The 25,929-nt window shown below is 69.1% G+C and carries 23 protein-coding genes; 15 read left to right on the top strand and 8 right to left on the bottom strand.

The window, feature by feature from the left end; genetic code table 11:
* Positions 1 to 285 precede the first annotated feature (285 nt).
* The gene (locus ACESK8_RS10910; RefSeq protein WP_372968613.1) at positions 286 to 5,838 is read right to left on the bottom strand and encodes a hypothetical protein; all 5,553 of its coding nucleotides are present in this window, start codon (positions 5,836 to 5,838) and stop codon (positions 286 to 288) included.
* A gap of 581 nt (positions 5,839 to 6,419) precedes the next feature.
* Complete coding sequence (locus tag ACESK8_RS10905) at positions 6,420 to 7,166, bottom strand: SDR family oxidoreductase (protein ID WP_372968612.1); 747 nt, start codon at positions 7,164 to 7,166, stop codon at positions 6,420 to 6,422.
* 135 nt (positions 7,167 to 7,301) lie between these two features.
* On the opposite strand from ACESK8_RS10905, the gene sigJ reads away from it, so the two are divergent.
* From sigJ to ACESK8_RS10885, 4 genes are all read left to right on the top strand, one after another.
* Entirely contained in the window at positions 7,302 to 8,270 is a 969-nt protein-coding gene (gene sigJ / locus ACESK8_RS10900) for an RNA polymerase sigma factor SigJ (RefSeq protein WP_372968611.1), read from the top strand.
* 115 nt (positions 8,271 to 8,385) lie between these two features.
* A complete protein-coding gene (locus ACESK8_RS10895; protein WP_372968610.1) occupies positions 8,386 to 8,913 on the top strand; it encodes an N-acetyltransferase family protein in 528 nt (175 codons plus the stop codon).
* Positions 8,910 to 9,638, top strand: coding sequence for a nicotinamide riboside transporter PnuC (gene pnuC / locus ACESK8_RS10890; protein ID WP_372968609.1), 729 nt, complete (start codon positions 8,910 to 8,912; stop codon positions 9,636 to 9,638). Before ACESK8_RS10895 ends, pnuC begins: the two co-directional genes overlap by 4 nt.
* An 86-nt stretch (positions 9,639 to 9,724) precedes the next feature.
* Positions 9,725 to 11,110 carry an LLM class flavin-dependent oxidoreductase gene (locus ACESK8_RS10885; RefSeq protein WP_372968608.1) on the top strand — a complete coding sequence of 462 codons (1,386 nt, stop codon included), beginning with the start codon at positions 9,725 to 9,727 and terminating at the stop codon, positions 11,108 to 11,110.
* 19 nt (positions 11,111 to 11,129) lie between these two features.
* Here the strand turns inward: ACESK8_RS10885 and ACESK8_RS10880 are convergent, their stop codons facing one another.
* On the bottom strand, positions 11,130 to 11,309 hold the full coding sequence (locus tag ACESK8_RS10880) for a hypothetical protein (RefSeq protein WP_372968607.1): 180 nt from the start codon (positions 11,307 to 11,309) through the stop codon (positions 11,130 to 11,132).
* Positions 11,310 to 11,406: 97 nt separating this feature from the next.
* On the opposite strand from ACESK8_RS10880, the gene ACESK8_RS10875 reads away from it, so the two are divergent.
* The 3 genes from ACESK8_RS10875 (at position 11,407) to ACESK8_RS10865 (ending at position 13,236) form a co-directional block, all read left to right on the top strand.
* A complete protein-coding gene (locus ACESK8_RS10875) occupies positions 11,407 to 11,856 on the top strand; it encodes a carboxymuconolactone decarboxylase family protein (protein ID WP_372968606.1) in 450 nt (149 codons plus the stop codon).
* Positions 11,857 to 11,992: 136 nt separating this feature from the next.
* Positions 11,993 to 13,033, top strand: coding sequence for an iron-containing redox enzyme family protein (locus tag ACESK8_RS10870; RefSeq protein WP_372968605.1), 1,041 nt, complete (start codon positions 11,993 to 11,995; stop codon positions 13,031 to 13,033).
* Complete coding sequence (locus tag ACESK8_RS10865; RefSeq protein ID WP_372968604.1) at positions 13,030 to 13,236, top strand: CDGSH iron-sulfur domain-containing protein; 207 nt, start codon at positions 13,030 to 13,032, stop codon at positions 13,234 to 13,236. The genes ACESK8_RS10870 and ACESK8_RS10865 overlap by 4 nt, the downstream gene beginning before the upstream one ends.
* Positions 13,237 to 13,250: 14 nt before the next feature.
* Here the strand turns inward: ACESK8_RS10865 and ACESK8_RS10860 are convergent, their stop codons facing one another.
* Positions 13,251 to 13,730 (bottom strand): hypothetical protein, encoded by a 480-nt coding sequence (locus tag ACESK8_RS10860; protein WP_372968603.1) that lies wholly within the window; start codon positions 13,728 to 13,730, stop codon positions 13,251 to 13,253.
* A 264-nt stretch (positions 13,731 to 13,994) separates the two neighbouring features.
* Here ACESK8_RS10860 and ACESK8_RS10855 point away from each other — a divergent pair, with 264 nt between their 5' ends.
* From ACESK8_RS10855 to ACESK8_RS10840, 4 genes are all read left to right on the top strand, one after another.
* Entirely contained in the window at positions 13,995 to 14,672 is a 678-nt protein-coding gene (locus tag ACESK8_RS10855; RefSeq protein ID WP_372968602.1) for a response regulator transcription factor, read from the top strand.
* The gene (locus tag ACESK8_RS10850) at positions 14,665 to 15,981 is read left to right on the top strand and encodes a sensor histidine kinase (RefSeq protein ID WP_372968601.1); all 1,317 of its coding nucleotides are present in this window, start codon (positions 14,665 to 14,667) and stop codon (positions 15,979 to 15,981) included. Before ACESK8_RS10855 ends, ACESK8_RS10850 begins: the two co-directional genes overlap by 8 nt.
* A gap of 64 nt (positions 15,982 to 16,045) precedes the next feature.
* Positions 16,046 to 16,861, top strand: coding sequence for a hypothetical protein (locus tag ACESK8_RS10845; RefSeq protein WP_372968600.1), 816 nt, complete (start codon positions 16,046 to 16,048; stop codon positions 16,859 to 16,861).
* 30 nt (positions 16,862 to 16,891) lie between these two features.
* Positions 16,892 to 17,119 (top strand): RNA-binding S4 domain-containing protein, encoded by a 228-nt coding sequence (locus ACESK8_RS10840; protein WP_060928700.1) that lies wholly within the window; start codon positions 16,892 to 16,894, stop codon positions 17,117 to 17,119.
* Between the two features lie 27 nt (positions 17,120 to 17,146).
* Here the strand turns inward: ACESK8_RS10840 and ACESK8_RS10835 are convergent, their stop codons facing one another.
* Entirely contained in the window at positions 17,147 to 17,704 is a 558-nt protein-coding gene (locus ACESK8_RS10835; protein WP_372968599.1) for a dihydrofolate reductase family protein, read from the bottom strand.
* A 157-nt stretch (positions 17,705 to 17,861) separates the two neighbouring features.
* On the opposite strand from ACESK8_RS10835, the gene ACESK8_RS10830 reads away from it, so the two are divergent.
* Both ACESK8_RS10830 and ACESK8_RS10825 read left to right on the top strand, forming a co-directional pair.
* Positions 17,862 to 18,758: an SDR family oxidoreductase gene (locus ACESK8_RS10830; protein ID WP_372968598.1), complete on the top strand. Its 897-nt coding sequence runs from the start codon at positions 17,862 to 17,864 to the stop codon at positions 18,756 to 18,758.
* A gap of 50 nt (positions 18,759 to 18,808) precedes the next feature.
* Positions 18,809 to 19,627 carry a DNA/RNA non-specific endonuclease gene (locus ACESK8_RS10825; protein ID WP_372968597.1) on the top strand — a complete coding sequence of 273 codons (819 nt, stop codon included), beginning with the start codon at positions 18,809 to 18,811 and terminating at the stop codon, positions 19,625 to 19,627.
* A 249-nt stretch (positions 19,628 to 19,876) separates the two neighbouring features.
* On the opposite strand, the gene ACESK8_RS10820 is transcribed toward ACESK8_RS10825, so the two are convergent.
* Together ACESK8_RS10820 and dnaB are read right to left on the bottom strand one after the other, a co-directional pair.
* Positions 19,877 to 20,758 carry a Fic family protein gene (locus ACESK8_RS10820; protein WP_372968596.1) on the bottom strand — a complete coding sequence of 294 codons (882 nt, stop codon included), beginning with the start codon at positions 20,756 to 20,758 and terminating at the stop codon, positions 19,877 to 19,879.
* A 271-nt stretch (positions 20,759 to 21,029) separates the two neighbouring features.
* Positions 21,030 to 22,403: a replicative DNA helicase gene (dnaB, locus tag ACESK8_RS10815; RefSeq protein ID WP_060928705.1), complete on the bottom strand. Its 1,374-nt coding sequence runs from the start codon at positions 22,401 to 22,403 to the stop codon at positions 21,030 to 21,032.
* 554 nt (positions 22,404 to 22,957) lie between these two features.
* Here dnaB and ACESK8_RS10810 point away from each other — a divergent pair.
* Both ACESK8_RS10810 and ACESK8_RS10805 read left to right on the top strand, forming a co-directional pair.
* Positions 22,958 to 23,983, top strand: a complete 1,026-nt coding sequence (locus tag ACESK8_RS10810; protein ID WP_372968595.1) for a hypothetical protein — start codon at positions 22,958 to 22,960, stop codon at positions 23,981 to 23,983.
* A gap of 109 nt (positions 23,984 to 24,092) precedes the next feature.
* Positions 24,093 to 25,475, top strand: coding sequence for a chaplin family protein (locus tag ACESK8_RS10805; protein WP_372968594.1), 1,383 nt, complete (start codon positions 24,093 to 24,095; stop codon positions 25,473 to 25,475).
* A gap of 229 nt (positions 25,476 to 25,704) precedes the next feature.
* Here ACESK8_RS10805 and rplI read toward each other — a convergent pair.
* Positions 25,705 to 25,929 (bottom strand): 50S ribosomal protein L9 (rplI, locus tag ACESK8_RS10800; RefSeq protein WP_372968593.1); only part of this gene is annotated, 225 nt, incomplete at its 5' end.

Below are 25,929 nucleotides of genomic sequence, written 5' to 3'. Positions count from 1 at the left end.
CACCAGCGGTATGCACAGTGATCCCCTTCTCCCAACCCGATACAGGGATCGCCGGATCGTGACGCGAACAGTCGAAGATTTCTTGGAGAGACCTCGCGCGACGCCGAGAGTCGTCAGGCCGACGTCGGGAGATCCTCGCGACGCGTCACGATTCCGACCGCGCGAGGTCTTGATAGATGCGCGTACTTCTGCACGCGCCGCCGGGCACCTGGGGAGGTGCCCGTGAGCGGCTGGGTCGACCTCATCTCCCCGAGGAGAACCCAGCCGCTCTTCTCACACGGCAGCTCAGCCGCGCGGTGCTCCGCGCCGACGTCGCGCCAGCAGCAGGCCGAGAACGAGCATCGCGATCCCGCCGAGACCGGCGGCGGTCCACACGGTGCCTCCGGTGACCGCGAGACCGGCCGGGGAGATCGTCGTCACCGTCCGGCAGTCGGGATCGCCGGATCCGCTCGAGCAGTTCGCTCCGGACCCCGGCGGCGTCACGACCACGTTCACGATGTCGCCCGGCTCCGTGACCGTGACGGAGTAGGTGACCCGGACCACCTGACCGACGTCGAGCGCGCCCTCCCAGCTGAGTGTCGGCGCGCTGTAGGTCGCTCCGTTGCTGGCATCGCCGTTGTACCGTCCGACAGCGAGTGCCGAGCTCAGATCGTCTGTGAAGGAGGCGGGGCGGGTGTCGGTGTACGGCACCTCTCCCGTGTTCGTCACCGTGATCGTGAAGGTGATCCTGTCGCCGACCCACGCTCTCGTGGCCGAGACGTCCTTGTCGACGCGGTAGGTCGCGATGGGAGTCTCGGTGATGCAGTCCGCCGCTGCCGCGCACGACCCGCCCGGTCCTGACGCGGTCACCGCATTGCGCAGCAGCCCGTCGCCCGTCACCGGGTCGTTGACCGTCACCGAATACGTGACGGTCGCCGTCGCCCCGACGGCCAGCGCTCCCGTCCACGACATCAGATCGCCCGCGACGAAGGCGCCGCCGCTGGCATCGTCGTTGTACGTCGCGTCATCGAGGACTCCCGAGAGGTCGTCGTCGAACACGGCCGGAGACGCGTCGGTGTAGGCGACCAGGCCCGTGTTGGTCACGGTGACCGTGTACGTCACGACGTCGCCGACACTCGCGTTCGGCACATCGACCTGCTTCTGCACCCGATACGACGCGACAGGCGTCTCCGTGATGCAGGAGTCGGGCACGCACTCGCCGCCCGGCGCGGCCGGCGCGACGACGTTGCGGAGCAGGAAGTCGCCTTCGACCGGGTCGTCGACCGTCACCGAGTACGTGACCTGGATCGTCTCGCCGATCTCCAGTGGACCCGACCAGGTCAGGGTGTCACCGGCGACACCGCCACCGACCGACACGTCGTCGTTGTACGACGAGTCGTCGAGCACCCGGGAGAGGTCGTCCGTGAAGGATGCCGGCTCCGCATCCGTGTAGGGGAGGCCGCCGGTGTTCGTGACCGTCACCGTGTAGGTGACGACGTCACCGGGCTCCGCCATCGCGGGTTCGGCGGTCTTCTCGATCGAGAACGCCGCCGCCGGGACATCGGCGGTGCAGGCAGGGTCGGTCGATCCTGGCTCGCAGTTGCCGCCGGAGCCCGGTGGCGTCACCACCGTGTTCGACAGGCCGGCGTCGCCGGTCGCCGGACTGTTCACCGTCACGGAGTAGGTGACGGTCACCACCGCGCCGACGGCGAGCTCGCCCGACCACGACAGCACGGGAGCGGCGTAGGCCACCCCGGTGCCGGTCGTCGAGGTCGCGTCGCCGTTGTAGGTCGCGTCGTCGAGCACCGCCGAGAGATCGTCGGTGAACGACGCAGGGTCGGCCGCCGTGTAGGCCGCCTCGCCGACGTTGGTCACGGTGATCGTGTATGTCACGACGTCGCCGGGCACGACGGTGGTCGCCTCGGTCTCCTTCACGATGCGGAACGAGCCGAGCGGGGTCGTCGTGGTGCAGACGTCGTCGCAGCTTCCGCCGGGCCCCGTCGGGGTCACGACGTTCAGCAGTGAGAAGTCCCCCGTGATCGGGTCGTCGACGGTGACCGAGTAGGTCACCGTCACCGAGTCGCCCGCAGCGAGCGGACCCGACCAGGTGAGCGTGCTGCCGGTCACGGTGCCGCCGGCGCTCACGTCGTCGTTGTAGACCGCATCGTCGAGCACGCCCGAGAGGTCGTCCGTGAAGGAGGCCGGGTCTGCGCCCGTGTAGTCGACGTCGCCGGTGTTCGTGACCGTGACCGTGTAGGTCACGGTGTCACCGGGCAGCGCGGAGGTCGCGCTCGCCTCCTTCGCGACCGTGTACGAGGCGACGGGCGTGCTCGTCACGCAGTCGGCCGCGATCTCGCAGTTGCCCCCCGGTGCCGTCGGGGTGACGACGTTCGCCAGGTCCTGGTCGCCGGTGATCGGATCGTTCACGGTCACCGAGTAGGTGACCGTCGCGGACTCCCCCACGGCGAGCGCACCCGACCAGGTGAGCACCGATCCGGTCACGGTGCCGCCCGCGGAGACGTCGCCGTTGTAGGTGGCGTCATCGAGCACCCCGGCGAGATCGTCCTCGAAGGATGCCGGGGCGGCCGTGGTGAACGGCGACTGCCCGGTGTTCGTGACGGTCACGGTGTAGGTGACGGTGTCGCCGGGCATGGCCGATGTGACATCGACGTCCTTGGAGAGCGTGAACGAGGCGATCGGCGTCGCGGTGACGCACTCGCCGTCGGGGTCGCACTCGCCGCCTGGCGCCGTGGGGACCACGGCGTTGTCGAGCACCGAGTCGCCGGCCGGCGGGTCATCGACCGTGACGGAGTACGTGATGGTGGCGGTCGCTCCCACCGCCAGCGGGCCGGACCAGGTGAGCGTGTTCCCGACCACGGCCCCTCCTGCGGTGATGTCGCCGTTGTAGGCCGCGTCGTCCAGCACCCCCGAGAGGTCGTCGGTGAAAGTGGCGGGGTCCGCCGCCGTGTAGTCGACCTCTCCGGCATTGGTCACGACGACCGTGTAGGTCACGACGCCGCCCGGAGTGGTCGAGGTGACGTCGACGCTCTTCGTGACCGTGTACGCCTGGATCGGTGTGGTGGTGCACTGCTGGGTCGCGGGGTCGCACACCGGGCCAGGAGGCGTGCCGGGGGGCACGAGGAAGTTCGTGGCTCGATTGTCTCCCCGGTCGGCCAGCGCGTTCACCGTCACCGAGTAGGTGATCGTCGCGACCTCGCCGGGAGCGAGTGTGCCGCGGAGGCTGAGGATGTCGTCGGTCGGTCCTGCGACCGTCACCGAGGGGGTGTCGGATGCGGGCGCGTCCGCGAGGGTCGCGTCATCGAGGACCTCGCTCAGATCGTCGTCCCTCAGCACGTCGACGGCGGTGGCACCGGTGTTCGTGACGGTCACCGTGTAGGTCAGCTCGGTGCCCGTGCGGGCCGGGGTGTCGGACGACTGCACCGACTTCGAGTAGCTGACGCCGGTGATGGGGGTCGAGGTGCAGTTCGGCTCCTGCGCGTCGACGGGCGTGCATTCGCCGTCCGCCGGAGGATCCTCACCGGGTGCGAGGAGGAAGTTCGTCGCGACGCTGTCCGCACGCTCGTCGTCCGGCAGCACGGTCACGGTGTACACGACGGTGTAGGTCGCCCCCACCGGCACCGAACCCGTGATGCTGATCTCGGCTCCGGTGCGGCTCGCGGTGAGTCCGTCCGGCGACGACGGCTCTGTCGTGACCGTCGCGTCATCGAGGACGAACGTCAGGTCGTCCACGGCATCGATGGTCGCCGCCGTCTGCCCGTCGTTGTCGAAGAAGAGCGTGTAGGTGATGGTCGACCCTGCGATCACCGGATCGGATGACGGCGTCGCCGTCTTCCACTGCGTGAGCGCGGCGCCCGGGATCCGGACGACGTCGCAGCTCGGCGAGCCGGAGAGAGTGTCCTCGACCGGCACGCACGCCGAGTTGCGCAGGACCTGATCGCCGTCGCCCGTATAGGTCACCGAGTACGTGATCGTCGCGGACGCGCCGGAGGCCAGAGCGCCGGACCACGACACGGTGTCTCCGGTGCGCGTCACCGTGCCCGTCGACGCCGACAGCGATGCATCGTCGAAGGTCGCGTCGTCCAGCACCGCGGACAGGTCGTCGGTCGCCGTGGCCGGCGCGGCCACGGTGTACGCGCCGGGGCCGGGGTTCGTGATGGTCACGGTGTAGGTGACGGTCTCTCCGATCGCGGGCAGATCCGAGCGGTCCGCCGACTTGTCGATCGTCAGGCGAGGGAGCACGTACTGCTCGACCGCGCAGGGCTCTCCCGTCACGGCATCCACTCCGCCCGCTGCGGGGTCGCACGCCGGGGTGACCGGGTCGTCCGGATCGTTCGGCTGCCACGCGACGTTACGGGCGGCACCGTCGCCGCCAGTGCCCACGGTGACGGAGTAGGTGAGGGTCACAGCCGCGCCGGACGCCAACGCGCCGGACCACGAGAGCAGTGGCTGCGCGTAGGCAAGGTCACCGGCAGCACTCGCGACCGCGTCGTCGTTGTACGCCGCGTCGTCGAGGACGCCGGTGAGGTCGTCGAAGACGACCGCCGGGTTGGCGGCGGTGTAGTCGCCCGCTCCCGTGTTCGTGGCCGTCACGGTGTAGGTGACCACATCGCCGACGCGGGTGTCGGCCGTGGCATCCGAGGTCTTGGTGACGCTCAGCTGCAGATCGCAGGCGGTGGTCGTGGACTGGTTGTTGCCGGCGACCGGATCGGCCTCGTTGCCGAGGACGGATGCCGTGTTCGCGATGCAGGCACCGGGGGTCGCGCTCGAGTCCGCCTCGATCGTGAAGGTGACGGCCTCGCCGGGGTCGAGCCGACCGCCGCTCGCCGTCACCGTGTTCCCGACGACCGTCGAGGAGACGTCTCCCGCCACCGAGGGGTTGCTCAGTCCCGCCGGCAGGGTGTCGCTCACGGTCCATCCGCTCGAGGTCCCTGCCCCGTTGTTCGTGACCGTCACCGAGTAGCTGATGCGATCGCCCGGTTGGTACGTCGCCGGTCCGGTCTTGACGATGGCCAGGTCTGCGGGGAGTCCGGGGATCGACGTGCCGTCGTTGATGGATGACGGCGGGCCCGGCACGACCGACACGACGGAGAACGTCGGGGTGGCAGTCGCGCCGTTCTCGATCCGCAGCTGCACGACATCGCCGCTGACATTGTCAGAGAACCCGAGGTTGCCGTTGCCGAAGGTCCACGCACCGCCGTAGCCGCCGGCTGCCGGGGGGACGACGCCCGGGAAGGTGGTGACGGTGCCCGTCGCGAAGTCGAACCGACGGACATCTCCCAGGTTGTTCGCGCCCCAGGCGAATCCGCCGGCGAAGGTGAAGTCCTGCACTCCGGGCGCCTGACCGAGGTTGATCGTCTGGGCGATCGCACCGGTCGTGGCGTTGATGGCGAAGACCGTCGTGTTCGGTGCCGAGTCCGAGACGTAGAACAGACCGTTGGCCGGGTTGAACGCTCCGGCGAAGAGCCGGTTCGATCCGGTCGCCGGGTGGGCGTAGATCTGGGTCCCGACCCTGGTCACGACGCCGCCCTCACCGATCCGCACCAGCGAGCCGACCGGCAGTGCGGCGGTGGGATTCGAGTTCACCAGGCCGTAGAGGTATCCGTTCGCCGGGCGGTAGCCGATCGCGTTGTAGCTGACGGGAGCCGGACCGCCCTCGGGAGTGAAGGCGAACTCGCCCGATCCCGAGGTCTCGGCTCGCTGCAGCTGCGAGGGCACTCCCTGGGCTATGAACACGACCGGCACCGACGGTGCGAACGGATCACCCGGCGCCGCCTGGGCGGAAGACGGGAGGACGAGTCCCGTCGCCACGAGGCTGCCCGCGACCAGAATCCCCGCCACGAGTCCCGCAGCGGCCGACCTGAATCGTCCGCTCCACCTTCTCGTGCTCCGGCGATCCCCATTGATTGCCCTGTTCACAACGCTCCCCCTTCGTCTCCGCGGTCGCCTCGTCCGAGGAGGCGACGCGCGGCTCTCCTGATCCCGTTCGCCTACCCGGTCCGCGCTTCGACGGGACCTCTGCGCTCGCGGCCTGCGATGGCCGACGTCATCCTGGGGAGATGGCTCGGTGTCGACTCATCGCAGGCCTGCGCCCTCCCCCGAAGGCGGGCGCGACTTCCGGGCTGGGGACCGGAAGCGTCCGACCGCAGCGGAATGCGCGACCGGGACGTCGATGACGACGGGCCGGGACGGCCGCGCTCGTCGGAATGCACACGGATCCGGCCGGTCATCCTCGGCTTCGCCGGGACCGTCGCTGCGGTTTCTCGCCGCTCGTCTTCGAGCATCGTCGCATCCGTCCGTGTGAGGACGTGTCCGACAGGGTCCGGGGCGGAATCACGTTTTCGGCAGAGTACACCCCGGGTCTGCGCGTATACAAGAAGATCTTCTGCTTTCCCGGGGTGCTGCGCTCCGACGGGGTTCTGTCAGCGGTGATCGGCGCTGCGCAGCCATTCGTCGAACGCGACCTCGCCGTGCAGGGCATCAGGTCCTCCTCGCAGCGATCCCGAGGCGAGCCCGCGCCCATAGGCGCCGGGCAGTCTGAGCCCGAGTACGCGTCGGCGACTGCCCTCGAAGGCGAGCTGACGACGGGCCAGATCGACGAGCACCTCATCACGGGGACCCACGAGGTCTCGAGCTCGTCCGACGGCACCGCGCTCGGCGACCCGGACGAGGTGCGCACCGACCTCCCGCGCGGCGACGGGCCGGGTGAGCATCTTCGGAACGAGCGCCACGGGGCCTGCCATGCCGGTCAGCAGCTGCCCGGCGAACTCGTGGAACTGCCCCGCGCGCGCGATCGTGAACGGCACCGTGCCCGCGGCCACTGCCCGCTCCTGCGCCAGCTTGCCCGCGTAGTACGAGGCATGGATCGTGTCGATGCCGACGATCGAGAGCGTCACGTGATGACCGACACCGGCCCGCCGCTCGGCGGCGAGAAGCATCGCGGTGGCCGACTCGAAGAATCGGGTCGCCTTCGCCGCCGAAAGGGTCGTCGTGTTCGTGACGTCGATCACGGCCTCCACTCCCTCGAGCGCCTGCTCGAGACCCACGCCGGTGAGCACGTCGACGCCTCGGGCCCGGGAGAGCACCCGCGCCTCGTGGCCGGCCGTCTCGGCCGCATCGACGACGTACCTGCCGACCGTTCCTGTGCCTCCTGCGACTGCGATCCTCATCCGACTCCCTCTCTGCCTGCGTCCACCGTCTCAGAGATGACGAGATGGCGGTGGCGGATGTGAGGTCCTCACATCCGGGACGCCCGCTTCGTCATATCCTGCGAAGGCATCCGCTCCCCACCATCGGAGGACCCCATGGACGACGACCTCGACGACGTCTTCCGAGAGCGACGACGGCTGCTGGCCCTCGGATATCGGATGACGGGCACGCTGGCCGATGCCGAGGACGTGGTGCAGGAGACCTACCTGCGCTGGTATCGCCTCGACGATGCGGAGCGCGCGGCGATCGTGAACCCGGCGGGATGGCTCACCACGGTCGCCGGTCGCGTCGCCCTCGATCTGCTGGGTTCGGCCCGGCGTCGCCGCGAGCAGTACGTCGGGCAGTGGCTGCCGGAGCCGGTGCCCGACGGCACGTTCGCGGGTGCGCTCGGATCGGCGGTGCCGTCTGCGTCGTCTACGTCGGGTGCGTTCGCTGTGTCGTCGGCGTCCGGCCCCGGCGACCCGCTCGACCGTGTCACGCTCGACGACGACGTCTCGACCGCGCTCCTGGTCGTGCTGGAGGCGATGACGCCCGCCGAGCGCGTGGCCTTCGTGCTGCACGACGTCTTCGCCGTGCCGTTCGACGAGATCGCTGAGGCCGTGGGGCGCTCGTCGGCGGCGGTGCGGCAGCTGGCGGCATCCGCTCGGCGCCACGTGCGCGAGAACAGGGCGACCGCCGTGCCCCGCGCCGAGCACGACCGCGTGGTGCGCGCGTTCCAGGATGCTGCTCGCACGGGCGACATCGCGGCGTTGATGCGCTCCCTCGCTCCGGATGTCCAGCTGCGCAGCGACGGCGGCGGAGTGGTCAGGGCGGCGTTGAACGTGGTGAGCGGCCAGGACAACGTCGCGAGGTTCCTGTTCGGCATCGCGGCCAAACGACCCGAGATGACGATGCACGAGCAGCGTTTCGCGGACGGTCTCGGATTCGTCTTCCGCGAGCACGGCGCCGTCGTCTCGGTGATGAACCTGCGGGTCGAGGCCGGCGTCGTCAGCCGCGTGTGGATCGTGCTGAATCCCGCCAAACTCACGCAGTGGCAGACGACGGAGGGCCAGCCCCACTCCTGACCGTTCGCCCCTCCCCTGGCCGGTCGGGCGCGGCCCGCCGCAAGACTGCGGGACTCGACGCCGCATCCTGCTAGCGTCGTCCAGTGCGCACCCGAGCGCAGACGCAGGAGATCCGATGAGCGAGCCCCAGATCCGGGATGCCGAGACCGCCGACCTCGAGGCGATCACGGCCATCTACAACGACGCCGTGCTGCACACCACGTCGATCTGGAACGAGGATGCCGTCGACCTCGCCGACCGCACCGCCTGGTTCGCCGACCGCACCGCCCGGGGGTACCCGGTGATCGTCGCCGTCGATGGATCCGGCGTGCTCGGCTACGCGACGTTCGGCGACTGGCGCCCGCACAGCGGCTATCGCCACACGGTCGAGCACTCCGTCTACGTGCGCGACGGCGAGCGCGGTCGCGGCATCGGCAAGGCACTCATGATCGAGCTCATCCACCGCGCGCGCACCCTCGGCAAGCACGTCATGGTCGCCGCGGTCGAGAGCAGCAACACGGGCTCGATCATCATGCACAAGCGCCTCGACTTCCTGCAGGTCGGACGGATGCCGCAGGTCGGCGCCAAGTTCGACCGCTGGCTCGACCTCACCTTCCTGCAGCTCGTGCTCGACGAGCGCCCGTTCCCGGACGACATCCGATGAACCCGCTGCTCTGGCTGGCCGACGCCTTCAACTCGCAGTGGGTGCTCCCCGGCGGTCAGGTGCTGCTGATCCGCGAGGTGGTGGGCAATGCGTTCGGCCTCGCCAGCGCCCTCGGCGGTATGCAGCGGAAGATCTGGGCGTGGCCGGTCGGCATCGTCGGCAACCTGCTGCTGCTCACGGTGTTCCTCGGATCGATCCTCAATCCGGATCACGAGCTCCCGCACCTGCTCGGCCAGGCGGGCCGCCAGGTGATGTTCATCATCGTCGCGATCTACGGGTGGGTGCGCTGGCGCCAGGCCGCAGCCGACGGCGGGCGTGTGACCCCGCGATGGGCGCCGAACAGCGCCCGCATCGGCCTCGTGCTGGTGATGGTGATCGGCACGATCGCGCTGACTCCGCTGTTCCGTGCGCTCGGCTCGTGGGAGCCCGTATGGGCCGACGCCTGGACGTTCGTCGGATCGCTGCTCGCCACCTACAGCATGGCCAAGGGCTGGACGGAGTTCTGGCTCATCTGGATCGCCGTCGACGTGGTCGGCGTGCCGCTGCTGTTCAGCTCGGGCTTCTACGCGACGGGCCTGATGTACGTGTTCTACGGCGTCTTCACCGCGGTGGGCTTCGTCGTGTGGTGCCGCGCGCAGGCGAACGCCAAACCGCAGGTCGACACGATCATGCCGGACCCCCGGCCGATCACCTCCACGACGAAGACGGTCGACGACCGGGACTGACGCGCCGGGCGCCCGAGCATCCCGGAATGTGTCGGCGCGTGTCGCCACGGTGGTCGTCCCGTCGATCGGGCGGTTTGCTAGACGCCATGACCCGACAGATCCGCTTCAACGCCTTCGACATGAACTGCGTCGCTCACCAGTCGTCCGGGCTCTGGCGGCATCCCGACGATCGGTCACGCCAGTACAACACCATCTCGTACTGGACCGATCTCGCGAAGCTGCTCGAGAGCGCGACATTCGACGGGATCTTCATCGCCGACGTGCTCGGCACGTACGACGTCTACGGCGGCACCAATGAGGCCGCCATCCGCAACGGCGCGCAGGTGCCGGTGAACGATCCGATCCTGCTGGTCAGCGCGATGGCCGCCGTGACCGAGCACCTCGGCTTCGGCATCACCGCCGGGACGGCCTTCGAGCATCCGTATCCGTTCGCGCGACGCCTGAGCACCCTCGACCACCTGACCCAGGGCCGCATCGGGTGGAACGTCGTGACCGGGTACCTGCCCAGCGCCGCCCGCAACATGGGTCAGACCGATCAGCTCGCGCACGACGACCGCTACGACCACGCCGACGAGTACGTCGAGGTCCTCTACAAGCTGTGGGAGGGGTCATGGGAGGACGACGCCGTGGTGGAGGACCGCGAACGCGGCATCTTCACGGACCCGTCGAAGGTGCATCCGATCGGCCATGAGGGCACGCACTTCAGCGTCCCCGGCATCCACATCTCCGAGCCGTCGCCGCAGCGCACCCCGGTCATCTACCAGGCGGGAGCCAGCCCCCGCGGCGTGCGCTTCGCGTCGGAGAACGCCGAGGCGATCTTCGTCGCCGCTCCCTCGAAGGAGGTGCTCGCCGGCACCGTGAAGCGCATCCGGGACGCCCTCGAGGATGCCGGCCGCGACCGCTACGACGCCAAGATCTACACCCTGCTCACCGTGATCACGGGGGCCACGAGCGAGGATGCCGCGGCGAAGCACGCCGAGTACCTCTCCTACGCGAGCCCCGAGGGCGCGCTGACCTTCATGTCGGGGTGGATGGGCGTCGACCTGTCGCAGTACGCCGAGGAGGAGCCGGTCGGCAACGTCGAGTCGAACGCCATCCAGTCGGTGCTCCAGCACCTGAAGGAGGAGGCGGACCTCGGACGCGAGTGGACCGTCGGCGACTTCGGCCGTCACAACGCGATCGGCGGCCTGGGCCCGACAGTCGTCGGCTCGGGTGTGGAGATCGCCGACGAGCTGCAGTCGTGGGTGGAGGAGACCGACATCGACGGCTTCAACCTCGCCTATGCGGTCACGCCCGGCACCTGGCAGGACGTGATCGAGCACGTGATCCCGGTGCTGCGCGAGCGCGGCGTCTACCCCGAGGAGTACACGCCGGGCACCCTGCGCCACAAGCTGCAGGGCAAGGGCGACCGGGTGCAGGACACCCACCGCGCGGCGCGCTACCGCATCGGGGCGAAGGTGTCCGTCGGCTGAGCGAGTACCGGGGCGAGCGTCAGTCGGCCTTCGAGCTGAACATCCCGCGCAGCACGAGGAACACCACGGCCGCGACGACGAGCACGATCGCGAGCTTCGCGATGAACCACAGGATCGAGAACAGCGCACTGACGATCCACCAGGCGATCACCACGGCGAGGACGACGCCGACGATGGTCCAGAGCGAGTTCTTGTTCATGGTTCCAGCCTAGGCGGCGCGGCGACGTCACAGATCCGGGGGCTGCGTCGTCAGTACTGGTGAGGCGCGACCGGCGCCCACCAGTGAAGGAGAAGACGTGTCGCACGTGAACATCGGCAAGATCTACGCAGCCCCGTACCAGGCGATGCTGGAGTTCGCCGGACGAGCCGCAGAGGCGGGGACGGATGCCGGCCTCTCGCCGCTGCTCGTCGAGCTGGTCAAGGTGCGGGCGTCTCAGCTCAACGGCTGCGCCTTCTGCCTGCGGATGCACAGCGCGGATGCGGTCAAGGCCGGAGAGACGGCCGACCGGCTGGCCGTGCTCGCCGGCTGGTGGGAATCGCAGTACTTCTCGCCCGAGGAGCAGGCGGCGCTGCAGATCGCCGAGCGCGTGACGATGATCGGCGACCACGGTCGCCTCGCGGATCGCGGCGTCGACATCGACGGCGTGCTGACCGAGAAGCAGATCGCGGCGGTCACTTGGCTCGCGGTGGTCATCAACAGCTGGAACCGCATCGCGATCAGCAGCCACTACCCCGTGCACCCCTGACGCCGGGATGTGGCAGAACGGAAGGGCGGATGCCGCGGCATCCGCCCTTCCGCACTCGATGCACCGGCGTCAAGTCCCTTCTCGGACGAGGGATCCGCGACGAGACTTCCAGCATCCGACCCTTGGGAGCACGTCCATGTCCGCGCCATCGCTCACACCGCCCACCCTCCACGGCGTCACCGCCCGCGGCCCGCTCAGCGATGCGATCCTGCGGCGACTGACCGGCGGCGACGCCGACGACCTCGGCGCTCAGGCCGAGACCGCGCTCGCGACGACCGACGACATCGTGCGCGACGACGACATCCAGCTCGCGCTCTTCGTGCTCTACGCCTCGTCGTACGGCTCGCTTCCCGGTCTCGACCCCGCGCTGGAATGGGATGCGGCCCTCATCACGACCCGAGGTCTGCTCGAGCACGCGTTCGAGCGTGCGCTGCGGGCGACCGTGCCGCAGCCCGCTCTTCCCGAGCCGACGGTCGACGCGGTGGGCCGCGCCCTGTTCGCCCTCGCCGAGGCCGACACCGGCCCGAGCCTGTCGCGCTACGTCGCGAAGAAGGCGACCGCCGAGCAGATGCAGGAGTTCTTCATGCAGCGCTCGATCTACACGCTGCGTGAAGCGGATCCGCACTCCTGGGCCATCCCGCGCCTGCATGGGCGGGCGAAGGCGGCGCTCGTCGAGATCCAGTCCGACGAGTACGGCGGAGGCCGGCCCGACCGCGTGCACGCGACGATCTTCGCTCGGGCGATGCGCGGCGCCGGGCTCGACGACACGTACGGTGCCTACGTCGACGACGTGCCCGCCATCACGTTGGCCTCGCTCAACACGATGTCGATGTTCGGTCTCAATCGACGCCTCGTCGGCGCGATCGTCGGTCACCTCGCCGCGTTCGAGATGACCTCGTCGATCCCCAACCGGCTCTACGGCGACGGCCTGCGACGACTCGGCTTCAGGGAGGACGTCACCGACTACTTCGACGAGCACGTCGAAGCGGATGCCGTGCACGAGCAGATCGCGGCCAGGGACCTCGCCGGGGGCCTGGCCGAGGACCACCCCGAACTGCTCGCGGACATCATGTTCGGAGCATCGGCGTGCCTCACCGTCGACGGATGGGCGGCGGGCCACATGCTCGACTCGTGGATGCGCGGCGAATCATCGCTCCGACCGAGAGACGACCGATGAGCGGGGCCGAGGAGCCTGTCACCATCACCGCCTACCCCGACGGGCCGCTGCTGGTGCGGGGTGCCGCCGTGCTCGAATCGTCGGACGGTGAGCCGATCGAGGTGAAGCGGCGCACGGTGGCGCTCTGCCGGTGCGGGCTCTCGACCATCAAGCCGTTCTGCGACGGGACCCACAAGGCCGCGGGGTTTCGCACCGACGCCTGATCGGGTCGCGCGGGTCAGTGCCCCTCTGCGGGCAGGCATCCGCCGTCCATGATGTAGCCGCCGACCTCGACGGTCAGCTGCTCGGCCGACACCACGCCGAAGACGCATCCGCCCTCCGGTGCGGCGACGCCGAACGCGACGGACCGCGCATCGCCCTGGGTCTGGATACCGGCGAGGCCCGTGCCGGCGATCGCATCCTCGACCGCTTCCACCGAGACGTCGCCCGCGGTGAGCATGGTCTCGAGGGCGGTTCGCACCGATACGGCCGCGTCTTCGGCGGCATCCCGGCTCTCGTCCGGCAGATCCATCCGATCGCGGTACCGGTCGTTCTCGGCCATCGCCTTGTCGGGATCGTACGGCGCGCAGTCCGGTGGCAGGTCGACCCCCTCGATCTCGGGACACGCCGCAGTGGGAGTGGGCGTCGGGGTCGCGGCGGGCGGCGCTCCGAGCGGTGCGGGGCTCGCCAGGCTGCAGCCCGCGAGCACTGTGGTCATGGCGAGGACGAGAAGCAGACGCGCACCTCTCGACCCATCCCCCCGGATTCCGGTCATGTGCCCATGCAACCACAGGCAGGGGGTCGTGCCAACGGTCGCGGTGGAGCTCACGTCGTGCGACTCACGTCGTGCGAAGGAGATCTCTCGCTCGCAAGGACTCCTCACTCCATCCGCTCCTTCGTAACGAGAGATCTCCTTCGCAGACTGCGGGCAGGGACACCCCGCTTCAGCGCGGATTCAGCGTGCGCCCGCCACACTGGAGGAATGCGGATCCTGGTGGTTGACGACGAGGTGCGCCTGGCCGACGCCGTACGCCGAGGACTCGAGGCCGAGGGCTTCGCCGTCGACGTCGCGCACAATGGCGTCGACGGGCTCTGGCGCGCGCGAGAGACGCGGTACGACGCGATCGTCCTCGACCTGATGATGCCAGGGATGAGCGGATGGAAGGTGTGCGAGGCGCTGCGCGCCGAGGAGAACTGGACGCCGGTGCTCATGCTGACCGCCAAGGACGGCGAATGGGATCAGGTCGAGGCACTCGAGACCGGGGCCGACGACTACGTGACGAAGCCGTTCTCGTTCGCGATCCTCGTCGCCCGCATCCGCGCCCTCGTGCGGCGGGGCGCTGTCGCGCGACCCTCGATCCTGGAGGCGGGTGACCTGCGGCTGGACCCCGCATCGCACAAGGTCTGGCGCGGTGAGACGCCGGTCACACTGACGGCCCGCGAGTTCGCCGTGCTCGAGCATCTGATGCGGCACCGCGGACAGGTGCTCTCCAAGCGCGCTCTGATCGACGGCGTGTGGGATGACGACTTCGACGGCGATCCGAACATCGTCGAGGTCTACGTGGGGCACCTGCGGCGCAAGCTCGACAAGCCGTTCGGACGCGAGGCGATCGAGACGATCCGCGGCGCCGGCTACCGATTGGCGGCCGACGGTGGCTAGTCGCCCGTGGCGGTCGGTGCGTGCGAGGACCACGCTCGGCGCGACCCTCGTGGTCGCGATCGCGCTGCTCATCGGAGCGTTCTCGTTCTACGGCATCCTGAGCTCCAGCATCCACGACAGCACCGAGCGCGCCGCCGAACAGCGCCTCGACGAGCTCGCCGGGCGTCTCGACGGGCCCGACGGGCGCGGCATCGACTCCCTCGAAGACGAGATCGTGCAGATCATCGGTCGAGATGGAACCGTCCGGGCGGCCAGCGAGGATGCCCGCGATGACCTCGGATCGGCGTCGCTGCCCGTGGCGGACCACCCGCGCACCCTGTCGATCGACGGCCATGCGCATCTGGTCATCTCCGACGACCTGGAGAACGACGAGACGCTCGTCCTCGCGGTTCCGGTCGATGACGATGCCGAGACGCTGTCGACCGTGGCGGTGCTCCTCGCCGTCGCGGTGCCTCTGCTGCTGCTGCTCGTCGCCATCACGACCTGGCTCGTCGTCGGCCGCGCGCTGCGACCGGTCACGCGCATCCGCCAGGAAGTCGACGGTATCTCGGCCGAGCGCCTGCACCGACGCGTGGAGGTGCCCGCCTCGGCGGACGAGATCGCGGCGCTGGCGAGCACGATGAATCGGATGCTCGATCGATTGGACTCGTCGGCCACGGCGCAGCGCCGGTTCGTGTCAGACGCATCGCACGAGCTGCGATCGCCGCTGGCGACGATCCGCCAGCACGCGGAGCTCGCGCAGGCGCATCCGGCGACGACGAGCATCGGCGAGCTGGCCGAGGTCGTGTCCGAGGAGGGGCTGCGGCTGCAGGGCATCGTCGAATCCCTGCTGCTGCTCGCCCGTCTCGACGAGGGCGGCGGCGCCCACGACGAGCCGGTCGATCTCGACGATCTCGCGCTGGGCGAGGTACGCCGACTGCGTGCTCGGGGTGTCGAGGTCGACGGTTCCGGCATCCGCGCCGCCAGGGTCGAGGGCGATCCGCGACTCCTGGGGCAATTGGCGCGCAACCTCGCCGACAATGCCGTCCGGCACGCCGCCGGGCGCGTGGCGATCAGCGTCATCCCCGACGACGAGTGGGTGTTCCTCACCGTCGAGGACGACGGTGCCGGAGTGCCAGACGACGAGCGGGACCGGATCTTCGAGCGCTTCGTGCGACTCGACGAGGCGCGCAGCAGGGATGCCGGGGGCAGCGGCCTCGGTCTCGCCATCGTGCAGGGCATCGCCGCCGCGAGCGGTGGCACGGTGTCGGTCGACGTCTCCCGCTGGGGCGGCGCCCGGTTCGTGGTGACTCTGCCTCTCGCGCCCTGACTTCCTGAAGAACGCTTCAGGAGGCTTCAGGGTGGCTTCAGCACCCTCGCGAGAGCATCGAGACATGAACGACAAGAACCAGACCCCCGACCAGACGCCCGAGAACTTCCCCACGCCTCCCGCTCCCCCGGCTCCCGGTTCTCCCGCCGACGCACCCACCGTGCCGGTCGAGCCGACGGCCGCCGAGCAGGCACCCGCCGCAGCTCCGGCTCCGGAAGCTCCCGCGAAGCGTGGACGCAAGCGCGCCCTCCTCATCGGCGGCGGCATCGCGGCGGCCGTGGTGCTCGCCGGCGGCGGCGTGGCCCTGGGCGCGGCGATCGGCGACGACATCGGCGATGACGACGATCGTCCCTCGGTCTCCGACGGACCCCGTGGCGGTGACAACGGTGGACAGCCCGGTGACGACGACAAGGACGGCGACGACGACCAGCAGGGCGCGCCCGAGGGTGGCGGCCCCGTCACCGGCATCGGCTCGGACTCGGCCGACGAGCTCGTCGCGATCGCGGATGCCGCACGCGGCGCCGCCGAGGGCGACGTCACCTCGATCGACGCGAAGCGCGACGGCACCTGGGAGGTCCAGCTGACCACGGCCGACGGCAGCGAGACCGAGGTGCGGGTGGACGACGATCTCGCCGCCACGGTGATCTCCTCCGAGCAGGACGACGACGACTCCGCCCCCACTCACACGCTCGACGAAGCCGCCATCCGCGCACTCGTCGACGCGGCCCTGGCCGAGGCCGACGGCATGATCACCGACCTCGACGCCGACAACGACGAGGTGAGCCCGTACGACGCCTCCGTGCTGACGAGCGACCGTCGCTCGATCGACATCGACTTCAGCGCCGACTACGCCGTCGTCGGCACCGACATCGACGACTGACGCGCAGACGTCTGCGATTAGCATTCAGGTATGACGAATTCCGGTCCGATCGACGATGTCTCCATCGGCGGCGAGATGATCCGCCTCGGGCAGTTCCTGAAGTTCTCGGGACTGCTCGACTCGGGCGGCGACGCCAAGGAGGTCGTGATCGACGGGTTCGTGAAGGTCAACGGCGAGATCGATCGCCGTCGTGGGCGCCAGCTGCACGACGGCGATCTGGTCACCTTCGAAGGCCGGACCGTCCGCGTCCGTCCCTGACGGCGCGGGACAGCACCAGGCCGCGCGTCACGACCGGGTCGCGTAGCGGAGGAACATGACGCCACCGGTGAACCGCCGGTCCTCCACCAGCTCCAGGCCGACCTGCACCCCGTCGGGGAAGAACGGCTTTCCGCCCCCGACGATCCCCGGCCCGATGAACAGCCCGAACTCGTCCACGAGGCCCGCGCGGATCGCCTCGGCCGCCAGCGTCGGACCGTCGACGGTCAGATCCCCCTCGGACTCGGCCTTCCACCTCCGGACGGTCTCCGGGTCGAAGCTCCGCTCGAGTCGCGTGCGGGCGCTCATCACCTCGGGCAGCGTCCGTGAGAAGACCACCTTGTCGGCCGCCTGCCACACGCGGGCGTAATCGATCCCGACCTGGGGCTGGTCGGGCTCGAGGTGAGCCGTCTCCCAATAGACCATCGTCTCGTACATGCGACGGCCGTACAGATAGGTGCGGACGTCGGCGAACTGCCGGTTGATGAAGTCGTGCAGCTCCTCGTCGAGCGCCCAGTCGAATCCTCCGTCCGGTCCGCTGACGTATCCGTCGAGTGACGTGATCATGCTGTAGATGAGTCGGCCCATGCGGCGACGCTACTCCGCGCATCCGCCGGTCGGCACCCCCGATGCCCATGCGTATAGCGGCGCATCCCCGACGGCGCAAGGCGTTTGTCCCTTTCCGGGGTTCGCACGGAGCATGAGACCTGTCACCCCATTCGAGTTCGAGGAGAGGACATCCCCCATGTCTCGCGACCAGTACACGTTCACCAACCCGGCCGAGCTCTACGCCGACATCGAGCCCGAGAAGCAGCACATGCCGGAGCCGGGACTCGACGCCGATCTCGCCCCGAAGGCCGACCTCGGCGAGGACAGCTACCGCGGCACCGGTCGGCTGACCGGTCGCAAGGCCCTGATCACGGGCGGCGACTCCGGTATCGGCGCGGCCACCGCGATCGCCTTCGCCCGCGAGGGTGCGGACGTCGCCCTCTCGTACCTCCCGGAAGAGGAGGAGGATGCGGCGCGCATCGCCGGCATCTTGCGCGATGCCGGCGCCAAGGTCGCGCAGATCCCCGGCGACCTGCGGGATCCGGAGTACTGCCGCACGCTCGTCTCCGAAGCGGTCGGCGCGCTCGGCGGCCTGGACATCCTCGTCAACAACGGCGGTAAGCAGATCTACCAGGAGTCGCTGACCGACATCACCGACGAGCAGTTCGACGACACGTTCAAGACCAACGTCTATGCGATGTTCTGGATCACCAAGGCCGCGCTGCCGCACCTGCCCGCCGGCTCCACGATCATCAACACGACGTCGATCCAGGCATACTCGCCGTCGGACATCCTCGTCGACTACGCCTCGACCAAGGCCACCATCAACGCGTTCACCAAGGGCCTGGCTCAGCAGCTCGCGCCGAAGGGAATCCGCGTGAACGCCGTCGCACCCGGTCCGATCTGGACGCCGCTGCAGCCGAGCGACGGCCAGCCGCAGGAGAAGATCGATCAGTTCGGCGAGGACACCCCTCTCGGCCGCATGGGTCAGCCCGCAGAGCTCGCGCCGGCGTATGTCTTCCTGGCCTCGCCGGAGTCCAGTTATGTCGCCGGGGAGACCCTCAACGTCAACGGCGGCATGCCGACGCCGTGAGCTTCGCCTGGCGACCTCGATCGAGGCGGACCGAGGGGCGCGGCGGTCGCGTGGAGGATACGAGGGAGAACGAGCAGCTCACTCCGAGCGGCTACGATCCGGACTTCCTGCCGACGCGACTGCCGCTCCCCCGTCCGCCCCGCGCAGTGCGCGAGCTGGCGTACCCGCGTTTCTCGGTGCTGCTCGATCCGGTCCGTGCCCTCGCGGCCGTGACCGGCGTCAACATCGACGGTGCGACCGTGCGCGAGCTCCCGCGCACCGGCGAGTGGCAGCTGGATCCGAGGATCGGCGCCGATGAGCAGGCCGGTCCCGAGGTCTACACCCGCAACGACCTCGACCGCGGACACCTGGTGCGGCGTCGGGATCCCGGGTGGGGCGACGTCGAGGAGGCGAGGGCCGCGACGGAGGCGACGTTCTTCTACCCGAACGCCGCCCCGCAGGCGGCCGGCTTCAACCAGTCGAAGGAGCTCTGGCTCGGCCTCGAGGACCACGTGCTGGAGTACGCCGAAGCCACCGGGCAGCGGGTGTCGGTGTTCACCGCGCCGGTGCTCGGCGATGACGACCCGCCGTACCGAGGCATCCGCATCCCGCTCCACTTCTGGAAGATCGCCGCATGGGAGGGCCAGGAGGGTCTGGCCGCCGCCGGGTTCGTGCTGGATCAGTCCGAGTTGGTCGAGACGAGCGAGGGGATGCTCGCCGCTCCGCCGCTCGGGGCCTTCCGCACGTTCCAGGTGCCGATCGCCGAGATCGCTCGGATGACCGGCGTCGACGTCGGGATGCTGGCCGGCGCCGACGTGCTCGCCCGACGCACGACGCGACCGACCGAGTGGATCGCGCTCCGGAGCACGGGAGACATCGCACTGCAGTGAGCCGGGCGTGGCCCCCGCATCCGGTATACCGATGAACAAAGGTCTTGCGCGGTGCGCCCGCCGATGTCACGCTTGCGTCACAGCTCTGTCGCGCTGTAACGCGACAGCTGGGGTGCCGCCCATATGACGGCATCGGATGGGGCGCCCTTTCTGCCGCCTCCCCCGTGGTGGGGGCGTCCCGTCCTCCCTGGCCTCAGGGCCGAGCGACCGCCGAAAGGATCTGCGTTCGCGGCCGTGGCTCGGTCGATGTCAGCCGCGATGGTCCGCAGCGATCATCCAGCTGTCCCTCACCCTGAACGCGGGAAGCGTCTGTCGTTTGGCGCGGTTCGCCGCGACGTTGCCGCGCATCCCGACATTCCGCGCCCAGTCCGAGAGCCGGATGACCTCTGGACTGGTGAGGAGGGAAATCCGCTTGTGCAGCGCTTCCAGCACCAGCAGCGCGAGCAACCTCGTCATCTCGTCGTGGCGATTCGCCCGAGAGTACGCGTCGAGCGCCGGGTAGTACTCGGCTCGCCTGTTCCGCGCACGGACGATGACGGGTGGCAGCCCCTGTCCGAGTAGTTGGTGGTTCATCAGGACACGACCGATACGCCCGTTGCCGTCGACGAACGGATGGATCACCTCGAACTCGCAGTGGAACCAGGCGATCCTCTCGATGGCATTCACCGGCGGGCCGGTCACGTACCGATCGAGCGCCCGGTCCATGAGCTCTCTCACGAACAGGGGATTCGCACCGAGATGGCTGCCGACCCGCACCCATTCGTCTCCCTGCCGGAACCGTCCCGCGACGTCATCGCGAATGCCGCTCAGGAGAGAAGCGTGCCAGCGGAGGATGCGATCGACGGTCAGCGTGCCGTCTGCGTCCTCGGCAGTGGGGTTCAGGAGGTCCTCTGTGACGCGGGCGAGATTGCTCGCCTCGAAGACCTCCCGAAGGTCGTGCGCCGCGGAGGGCAAGCCACCGGAGAGGATCTTCTCAGTGTCCTCGAGCGTGAGGGTGGAGTTCTCGATCGCGTTCGATTGATGAACGGACTCCGCTGTCTCACCCCGTGCGATCTGCACGAGCGCCCCAGGATGCCGCACCGCCAGATCCCGATAGCGAGCGCAGAGCGCTTCGATACGTTCGATCGTCACGTTGTTGATCACAGATCCCCCTGATGTCTCAGGTTACCGTGAACGAGGCCAAGATTCCGCGCGCATTCACGCATAATGGCATCTTGTCGGGGTTGCGGCGCCGAAAAGCTGCCCCGTCGCAGGGTCCAAGGACCTCGACCGGGTAGACGCCGTACGGGAGGTGATGCACGTGTGAGGGCGTCCGTTCGCCGACGTATCTAGGCACCACCGATTCCATGTGATCCATCGCGAGTTCGATCGCTCCCGCCGACGTCGGCGCGGACCGGCCGACTCAGTTGAAGTCGCCGCCCGGCGCCATGTCCTTGAAGCGCGAGTAGTGGCCCTGGAACGCGACGGTGATCGTCGCAGTGGGACCGTTACGGTGCTTGGCCACGATCAGGTCGGCCTCGCCGGGGCGGACGTCCTTGTCGTAGACCGAGTCGCGGTGCAGCAGGATCACCATGTCGGCGTCCTGCTCGATCGATCCCGACTCACGCAGGTCGCTGATGGCCGGCTTCTTGTCCTGACGCTGCTCGGGACCACGGTTCAGTTGCGACAGCGCGATGACCGGGACCTGCAGCTCCTTCGCGATCAGCTTGAGGCTTCGCGAGAACTCCGAGACCTCCTGCTGACGCGACTCGACGCGCTTGCCCGAGGTCATGAGCTGGAGGTAGTCGATGATGACCATGCGCAGCCCCGCCCGCTGCTTGAGACGGCGGCACTTCGCGCGGATCTCGACCAGGGTCATGTTCGGGCTGTCGTCGATGTAGAGCGGCGCGTCGTTGATGCGCCCTCGGGTCGACGCGACGGTCGTCCAGTCGCGCGGGTCGAGGGTTCCCTTGCGCATGTTCTGCAGCGGGATCGCTCCCTCGGCGCTGAGCAGACGCATCGCGATCTCGCTCTTGCCCATCTCGAGCGAGAAGAAGATCGACGGGAAGTCGTGGCCGATGGATGCCGCGCGGGCGAAGTCGAGCGCGAGCGTGGACTTACCCATGGCGGGTCGCGCGGCGACGACGATCATCTGCCCGCCGTGGAGGCCGTTGGTGAGCTCGTCGAGCTCCTTGAAGCCGGTCGGGATGCCGGTCATCGAGCCGTCGCGGCCGTTCGCCGCCTCGATCTCCTCGATCGCGGCGTCGACGGCAGTGGTCAGAGGAACGTAGTCCTCCGCCGTCTCGGTGCCGGTGACGGAGTAGATCTCCGCCTGCGCGTTGTTGACGATGTCTGTCGCATCGCCCTGTCCGTCGTAGCCGAGCTGCACGATGCGGGTGCCCGCGTCGACGAGACGACGGAGGATCGCCCGCTCCGACACGATGCCCGCGTAGTAGCCCGCGTTCGCGGCGGTCGGCACGATCGAGGTGAGCGTGTGCAGGTAGTCCGCACCGCCGGCGCGGCTCAGCTCGCCGGTCTTGATGAGCTCGTCAGTGACGGCGACGACGTCGGTCGGCTCACCGTGCGAGTACAGCGACAGGATCGCCTCGAAGATCAGCTCGTGCTTGGGGATGTAGAAGTCGGCACCCTTCAGCGTCTCGATCACATCTGCGACGGCATCCTTGGAGAGCAGCATTCCGCCCAGCGCGCTCTGCTCGGCGAGGGTGTCGTGAGGAGGCGTCCGCTCCGGCGGACGCTTGCCTCCGAGGCGCTCCTCTGAGATGTCGGCGATCGACACACTGCTCCCTTCGCTGCGACGTTCTCCCGGTCTGCGGAGCCGGTGGGGCCGGCCGCGCACTGTGATGTCCGTTCGAGAAGGACCGTCTGCACAGCAAACCAGGCACTTCCGACATCGGGTCGCTCGCCCACGCTACGAGCGCGGGTTTTCGGTCGCAACACAGCCTGTGGATAACACTGTGGAGAGCGTGCGAACAAGTCCGGAGTGTCTGTGCAGAACGGGTGTGGATAACCCGGTGGAGTACCGCGCGCTGCAACTTTCTTTTAGCCTGCGAACTGGCCTTTTCTGTTTCCCCACCCTGTGGATGAGAATGTGCTTCAACCCCCCATTGAAGGTTCATGGAATCCGGTACGGGATGTGTAGAACCTGGGGAAAGTCAAGCCGAGATTTCGGCGGGCGCGTCGCAGTCCGCAACCCTGGGAAACAGTGCGCGAGATGTCATCGTTTTCGAGCAGATCCCCCTAGACAACGCGATATACCGGGAGTATCGTCACCCCCAATCGACGCGATGTGCGTCGGAACGAACGAACGTCTCTCGGGGGAGGGAAGTCGACGTGAACGCTCAGGCAACCCGGCGCGGCCTACCTGCCGTCGCCCTCTGGGGTGGCGTGGGCGCGCTCGCGTGGGCGGCGATCACCGTTCTGACCGGAGGCTCCTCCGCCCATGCCGACGAAGAGACTGACCCTTCCCTGCTCGGCGGTGTGACCTCCGTCGTCAGCCAGACCGTGTCATCCGTCGGCGACACCGTCACGGCCGTGACCAAGCCGGTGGTGACGCAGGTCGTGAAGCCGGTCGTCACCCAGGTGGTGGCTCCCGTCGTGACCCAGGTGGTCGCTCCCGTGCAACAGGCCGCCCCGCCGGTCGTCGAGCACGTCTCCGAGACCGTCACGAAGGCTCCCGTCGTGGGGCCGGTGGCGGCTCCGGTCGTCACCGCGGTGACGGACACCGCCCAGGCCGTCGTCGAGCCCGTCACAGACCTTCTGCAGGATGCTCCGGCGTCGCAGGTCGTGGCGCCGGTGCGGGATGCGGTCTCCGCACTGCCCGTCGTCGGCCACGTGATCGACGAACTGGGCGTCACCGCACTTCTCGATGATCTGACCGGAGTCGTCGACGCCTCCACCGACATCGTCGGCGGCATCGTGGATGAGACCGTGCCGCCGGTTCTCGGGGCGCTCGACCCCTCCGTGCCGGGCAGCGCATCTCCGCTGCCGACGCCCGATTCGGCGCGTCCGTCGACCGCCTGGTCCGCTGCGAACGAGTCGGTCACGAGTGCGTCCGCCGTACCGGCGCTCTTCCACCCCGCTGACACGGCATCCGACTCCGCTGCGGCAGCACCCCTCGCTGCGCCGGCGACCAGTGCGCCCGCAACCGACGAGGAGCGTGCGCCCGCTGCTCCTCCGGTCGGCGCACCCGCCGTCCCCTCCTCTTCCGCCGCATCCGGCGGGGCATCCGCTCTCTCCCACGCGCGCCTCAGCGACGTGGGCATTCCTGCGTTCCGTGCTGTGGAACGCGCTCCTGGCGCACCCGACGACGTCCTCCCGACGTCGCTGGTCGCCGACACCGACGTCTCTCCTGACTGACGGGTAGTCCGGTCGTTCTCCGTGAACGACAGATGACGTGCTGCGCGCGCACATTCTCTTCGCGTGCACCCATCCGGACACACCCAATTCCAGTCAGGAGAAGGTCATCATGCGTACTTTCATCAAGCGGGCCCTCTGGGGCACGCTGCTCGCCGGCGGGGTCACCCTGCTCGGCGCAACCGCCGCCAGCGCGGCCGACACATCGGGCGAGGACGGGCTGCTCTCGGGCACCCAGGCCATAGCCCCGATCTCGGTCCCCGTCACGATCGTCGACAACGCGATCTCGGTGCTCGGAACGTCGACGGCGCAGCCGTCACCTGCACCTGCACCCGCACCCGCACCCGCACCCGCACCTGCACCCGCTCCTGCTCCCGCGCCGGCCCCCGCTCCCAGCACGAGCGGCGACTCAGGTACCGCCTCCGGCACCCAGGCCGTGGTGGATGTGACCCTGCCCGTCACGGTGGACGGCAACGCGATCAGCGTCCTCGGCGAGTCGTCGGGCGAGACCGCACCGGCAGCTCCCGCCGAGGCTCCCCAGGCCACGGCCCCGGCGGCCCCGTCGATCACGACGAACGGCGTCGACGGACTGCTGTCGGGCACCCAGGCCCTGCTGCAGGTCGACGTCCCGATCACCGTGTCGGGCAACTCTCTCGCCGTCCTCGGTGAGAGCGACGCCCAGACAGAGGATGCCGCAGCACCGGCATCCTCGAGCGGCTCCGCGACCGGTTCGACGGCCCCGACGACGTCGGGTTCTGACAGCATCGGCGGCGGCACCCAGGCCGTCGCGCCGGTCACGGCTCCTGTGACCGTCTCGGGCAACGCGATCTCGCTCCTCGGCGAGAGCTCGTCGACGAATGGATCGGCAGCGGAAACCACCCCCGCCACCGGCGGAACCGGCACCGGCACCGGCAACACCACCACCGGAGACGACGGCATCCTCGGCGGCACCCAGGTCACCGCCCCCGTCACCGCACCCGTGACCGCCACCGGCAACGCCATCTCCGTCCTCGGAGACAGCGCCGTCACCGGCGGAACCGGCACCACCCCCGCCACCGGCGGAACCGGCACCGGCAACACCACCGGCAGCACCACCACCGGAGACGACGGCATCCTCGGCGGCACCCAGGTCACCGCCCCGATCACGCTCCCGATCACGATCGACGGCAACGCGATCGCCGTGGGTGGCGAGAGCACCGTGACGGATCCCGGCACCGACCCCGGTACCGACCCCGGTACGGACCCGGGAACTGATCCCGGCACCGACCCGGGAACTGACCCCGGCACCGACCCCGGAACTGACCCCGCCACGGATCCCAGGACCGACGGCGGCGCGGCCGTGACCGTCACCGGTGGCGTCTCCGTGATGGCGGCCGGATCCGCGCAGGGATTGGCCGCCACCGGCGGTTCGTCCTCGCTCGGACTCGCCGCGGTCGCAGCCCTCCTCCTGCTCCTCGGAGCAGGGATGCTGCGTCGTCGTCACCTGACGGCGTAGCCATACCCCGGCGGTGTCGTCATCCTCGGGGGAGGAGATGCGGCACCGTCGGTGTGCGGATCCCGGACGGTCGGAGAATCCCCAGTCCTCCGTCGTCATCTGCGGTGCCGCACAGTTCACGGATGCCCCGTGTCCCCAGCGCGGGGCATCCGTCGTGCCCTTCAGCGCATCCCGATACGCAGAACGCCCCCTGTCCCGGAGGACAGGGGGCGTTCGAGAGCGTCGCGCCTTACTTGGCGGCGACGACCTGCAGCGTGATGACTGCGGTCACGTCGTCGTGCAGACGAACCGTGGCCTCGTGCTCACCGGTCGACTTGATCGCCGACGTGATGTGCACCTTGCGCTTGTCGATCGAGCCGAGACCCGCGGCTGCGACAGCATCCGCGATGTGATCGGTCTTGACCGAACCGAAGAGACGACCCTCGTTGCCGGCCTTGACGGCCAGGCGCACCTT

The organism is Microbacterium sp., assembly GCF_041641055.1.
GTDB lineage: Bacteria > Actinomycetota > Actinomycetes > Actinomycetales > Microbacteriaceae > Microbacterium.
This window is presented reverse-complemented; position numbering and strand designations above follow the sequence as displayed.